At 67.1% G+C, this 5,010-nt stretch carries 3 protein-coding genes; 1 reads left to right on the forward strand and 2 read right to left on the reverse strand.

The window, feature by feature from the left end; genetic code table 11:
* Positions 1-194: 194 nt before the first annotated feature.
* The gene (gene hemF / locus VA603_RS10120) at positions 195-1,097 is read left to right on the forward strand and encodes an oxygen-dependent coproporphyrinogen oxidase (protein WP_313253632.1); all 903 of its coding nucleotides are present in this window, start codon (positions 195-197) and stop codon (positions 1,095-1,097) included.
* Between the two features lie 262 nt (positions 1,098-1,359).
* On the opposite strand, the gene VA603_RS10125 is transcribed toward hemF, so the two are convergent.
* Together VA603_RS10125 and polA are read right to left on the reverse strand one after the other, a co-directional pair.
* Positions 1,360-1,833 (reverse strand): DUF421 domain-containing protein, encoded by a 474-nt coding sequence (locus VA603_RS10125; protein ID WP_132863852.1) that lies wholly within the window; start codon positions 1,831-1,833, stop codon positions 1,360-1,362.
* Positions 1,834-2,227: 394 nt separating this feature from the next.
* Positions 2,228-4,996: a DNA polymerase I gene (polA, locus tag VA603_RS10130; RefSeq protein WP_323438733.1), complete on the reverse strand. Its 2,769-nt coding sequence runs from the start codon at positions 4,994-4,996 to the stop codon at positions 2,228-2,230.
* Positions 4,997-5,010 lie beyond the last annotated feature (14 nt).

Raw genomic sequence — 5,010 nt, forward strand, 5'->3', positions numbered from 1 at the left:
GGCACCGGCAGGCACGTGGCCTGTGACCTGTACGAAACCACCGATTGGGCCATGCTTGGCATGGGCGCGCGGCGGATGCAGGCCGTCGAGCCCGCCGCGGCGGATGACGCACCGGCACAGGCCGGCAACCGCACGTCCCATCGCAAGTAAACTCCGCCCGCCAGCCCGTCGGCAGCCCGCACCCGAGTACCCACATGAACGATTTCGACCGCGTACGCGACTACCTCACCGGCCTGCAGGACCGCATCTGCGCCGCCATCGAGCAGGCCGACGGCCAAGCCCACTTCATCGAGGACCGCTGGCAACGCGCCGAGGGCGGCGGTGGGCGCACGCGCGTGCTGCGCGAAGGCGCGGTGTTCGAGCAGGCCGGCATCGGCTTTTCCGACGTGGCCGGCACCCGCCTGCCGCCGTCTGCCTCGGCCAACCGCCCGGAGCTGGCTGGCGCCTCGTGGCGCGCCTGCGGGGTGTCGCTGGTGTTCCACCCGCGCAACCCGTACCTGCCCACCACGCATGCCAACGTGCGCTACTTCCAGGCCGAACGCGATGGCGAGAAAGTCGCCGCCTGGTTCGGCGGTGGCTTCGACCTGACCCCGTTCTATCCGTTCGACGAGGACGTGCGGCAATGGCACGGCGTGGCCCGTGATCTGTGCGCGCCCTATGGCGACACCCGTTACGCCGAGCACAAGCGCTGGTGCGACGAGTATTTCTTCATCAAGCACCGCAACGAGACGCGCGGCGTGGGCGGGCTGTTCTTCGACGACCTGCACGCCGATTTCGACACCGACTTCGCCTACCTGCGTGCGGTCGGGGACGGCTTCCTCGATGCTTACCTGCCGATCGTCGAACGCCGCAGGGACACGCCGTACGGCGAACGCGAACGCGAGTTCCAGCTGTATCGCCGTGGCCGCTACGTCGAGTTCAACCTGGTCTACGACCGTGGCACGCTGTTCGGCCTGCAGAGCGGCGGCCGCAGCGAGAGCATCCTGATGAGCCTGCCCCCGCGCGTGCGCTGGGAGTACGGTTTCCAGCCAGAGACCGGCAGCGACGAGGCACGCCTGGCCGAGTACCTGGTCCCGCGCGACTGGCTGGCCGGCTGAGGCTGCGGGGAGCACGCTCCGACGGCGCGTGCGGCGCGAACATCAACCGCACCCCTCCCCAGCCCTCCCCTGCTGCGTATGGGAGGGGGCGGTTCGATGCGATCGATCAGATCACCGCACAACCTGCTTCTACCCCCTCCCTTGCGTAGCAGGGGAGGGCCGGGGAGGGATCGCTTCTGCTTCTGCTTCTGCTTCTGCTTCTGCTTCTGCTTCTGCTCCTGCTCCTGCTTCTGCATCCATCTCCCCCCATCAACGCACCACCTCAGGTCTTGCGCAGGAAGGTGATGTGCCCATTGATCTCCAGCAGCGCCAGGTCCACCTCGTCGATGTTCTCGCAGCCGGCATCACGCATGGCCCGCGCGAAGTCCGCCTTGCTCACCAGCTCGCGCTGCAACACCCTGTGCAGCACCTGCCCATGCCGGGCCAGTACCACCGGCTCGCCATCGATCACGCGCTCCACCGCCGGGCTGCGGGTGGTCACCCAACCCACGAAGTAATTGAGCACGATCAACGTCGCGGCCAGGATCAACCCACCGCCCAGCGACGTGTCCTGCCCCAGCAAGGCATTCTGCACCGCGTTGCCGAGCAGGATCAGCAGCAGCATGTCGAACGGGGTGAACTGCCCCAGCGCGCGCTTGCCGGCCACCCGCACCATCGTCAACACGACCACATACACCACCACCGCGCGCAGGATGAACTCCCACCACGGCATCGACAGCGCGAACAGGTCCGGCATTCCTCGTCTCCCGACTATGCGTCGCCCCCATGCTCGGGCGATGCCCATCAACACGGTGCGACGACCGGCGCCGGAGCAGGCCGGCGGTTCCAGGATCGCCAAAAAAGAAGCCCCGCCGACCAGGGGGGGGTCGACGGGGCCGGGGAGCGGGTATTTGGGGAGGAATCCCCGCTCCGAGATCTGCTCCAGGGGATGGGAGAGATCCGCGACAGGTATTGCGCCTGTCGACGGCTATATCACCACTACGAACCTTGACGGTTCGTGAAGAATCCAAGCCTTTTCAAAACAAATTAAGGATGGATTCATCGCATTGACGCCAAACGGTTTTTTGAATGCGCAGGGATATAACGAAGTGTTTCAATTGAATCGAGATTCGAGTTAATAATTTGGAAAATTAGTGCGCTTCGTCCCAGTTTTCCCCGATACCGGTATCCACCACCAGCGGCACACGCAAATTCGCCGCCGCTGACATCCGGGCCTCCACTTCGGCCTGAAGTGTCTGGATGAATGCGCTGTCCGCCTCGAACACCAGTTCATCGTGCACCTGCAGGATCATCCTGGCGCGGTCGGCATGGTCGGCCAGCCAGCCATCCACGCTGACCATCGCACGCTTGATGATGTCCGCTGCGGTGCCCTGCATCGGGGCGTTGATCGCCGCACGCTCGGCACCGGCACGCAGGCCCTGGTTGCGGGCGTGGATGTCGTTGAGGTACAGCCGGCGGCCAAACAGCGTCTCCACGTAGCCCTGCTCGCGTGCCTGCACGCGCATGCGCTCCATGAAGTCGCGCACCGCCGGGTAACGGCTGAAGTACAGCGCCACGTAGTCCTGCGCCTGGCCACGGTCGATGCCCAGGTTCTTGGCCAGGCCGAACGCGCTCATGCCGTACATCAGGCCGAAATTGATCGCCTTGGCGGCGCGGCGCTCGTTCGGCGTCACCTCCTCCAGCGCGCGCCCGAACACCTCGGCGGCGGTGGCGCGGTGCACGTCGGCGCCCTGCTCGAAGGCACGGATCAGGCCCGGGTCCTCGGACAGGTGGGCCATGATCCGCAGCTCGATCTGCGAGTAGTCGCAGGCCATCAGCTTGCGCCCCGGCGGGGCGACGAAGGCCTGGCGGATGCGGCGGCCATCCTCGGTGCGGATCGGGATGTTCTGCAGGTTCGGGTCGGACGAGGACAGCCGCCCGGTCGCCGCGCCGGACTGGTGGTAACTGGTGTGCACGCGGCCGGTGTCCGGGTTGACCATCTCCGGCAGCTTGTCGGTATAGGTACTGCGCAGCTTGGCCAGCCCGCGGTACTCCAGGATCACGCGCGGCAGCTCGTGCTGCTCGGCGATCGCCTCCAGCGCCTCCTCGTTGGTGCTGGGCTGGCCCTTGGGCGTCTTCACCAGCGCCGGCAGGCCCAGTTCGTCGAACAACACCGCCTGCAGCTGCTTGGGCGAGTCCAGGTTGAAGGTGTGCCCGGCCAGCTCGGTGGCTTTCTGCTGGGCGGCCAGCATGCGCGCGGACAGGTCGCTGCTCTGCCGCTTCAGCTCGGCCGCGTCGATCGCCACGCCATTGGCCTCGATGCGCGCCAGCACCGGTACCAGCGGCATCTCGATCTCGCGGTACACCTTTTCCAGCGACGGCTCGGCCGCCAGCTGCGCCGACAGCACGCGGTGCAGGCGCAGGGTGATGTCCGCGTCCTCGGCCGCATAGGCGCTGGCCTCGTCGATGCCCACCTGCGAGAACGGGATCTGCTTGGCGCCCTTGCCGGCGACCTCCTCGAACTTGGTGGTGGTGTAACCCAGGTAGCGCTGTGCCAGCGAATCCATGTCGTGGCGGGTGGCGGTGGAATTGAGCACGAAGCTTTCCAGCATGGTGTCGTCGGCATAGCCGCGCACCTGGATGCCATGCCTGCGCAGCACGTGGATGTCGTACTTGCCGTGCTGGCCGAGCTTCTTCCTGCCTGCGTCCTCGAGCAGCGGACGCAGCGCATCGAGCACCTGCTGCATCGGCAGCTGCGCCGGCGCGCCCGGGTAGTCGTGGCCAACCGGGATATAGGCGCCCTTGCCCGGTTCCACGGCCAGGCTGATCCCGACCAGGTTGGCGCGCATCGCATCCAGCGCGTCGGTTTCGGTATCGAAGGCGAACTCCTCGGCACCCTGCAGGCGTTCCACCCAGGCCTGCAGCTGCCCGGCGGTCAGCACGGTCTCGTACTCGCCCTTGGCCGCCAGCGCCGGGTCGGTGCCGGCGGCCGGCGCCGTGTCACCGGCCTTGGCGTAACCGGCGGCGGTGCCACGCAGGCTGACCTTGGCATCGTCGGCGGCGGCCGGGGCGGCCACGCCACCGAGCTCACGCAGCGCCTGGGTGAAGCCATAACGCGCGTACAGCGCGCGCAGGCTGTCCGCGTCCTGCTCGCGCAGCTGCAGGTCGCGCGGGCCCTGTTCCAGTGCCACGTCGGTACGGATGGTGACCAGCGCGCGGTTGAGCGGCAGGCGCGGCAACGCGGCGCGCAGGTTCTCGCCGATCTTGCCCTTCATGGTCGGGGCGGCGGCGATCACGCCGTCCAGGTCGTTGTATTCGGCCAGCCACTTGGCGGCGGTCTTGGGGCCGCACTTCTCCACGCCGGGCACGTTGTCCACGGTGTCGCCCATCAGCGCCAGGTAATCGACGATCTGGTCGGCGCGCACGCCGAACTTGTCCATCACCGCCGCATCGGAATCGGTGCGGCTGCCGGTCATGGTGTTGACCAGCACCACGCCCGGGCGCACCAGCTGGGCGAAATCCTTGTCGCCGGTGGAGATGGTCACTTCCAGCCCGTCCCTGGCCGCGGCCAGCGCCAGCGTGCCGATCACGTCGTCGGCTTCCACACCTTCCACGCGCAGGATGTCGATGCCCAGCGCCTGCACGATGTCGCACATCGGCTGTACCTGCGCGCGCAGGTCGTCGGGCATCGGCGGACGATTGGCCTTGTACTCGGCGTACATCTCGTCACGGAAGGTCTTGCCCGGTGCGTCGACCACGAAGGCGACGTACTCGGGCTTTTCCTTCAGCGTGGCACGCAGCATGTTGACCACGCCGAACAGCGCCCCGGTGGGCTCGCCGGCGGCGTTGGACAGCGGCGGGAGCGCGTGGAACGCGCGGTACAGGTAACTGGAACCGTCAATCAGGACTAATCTGCTCATGTGCCGATTCTACG

The organism is Stenotrophomonas capsici, from assembly GCF_034961085.1.
GTDB lineage: Bacteria > Pseudomonadota > Gammaproteobacteria > Xanthomonadales > Xanthomonadaceae > Stenotrophomonas > Stenotrophomonas capsici.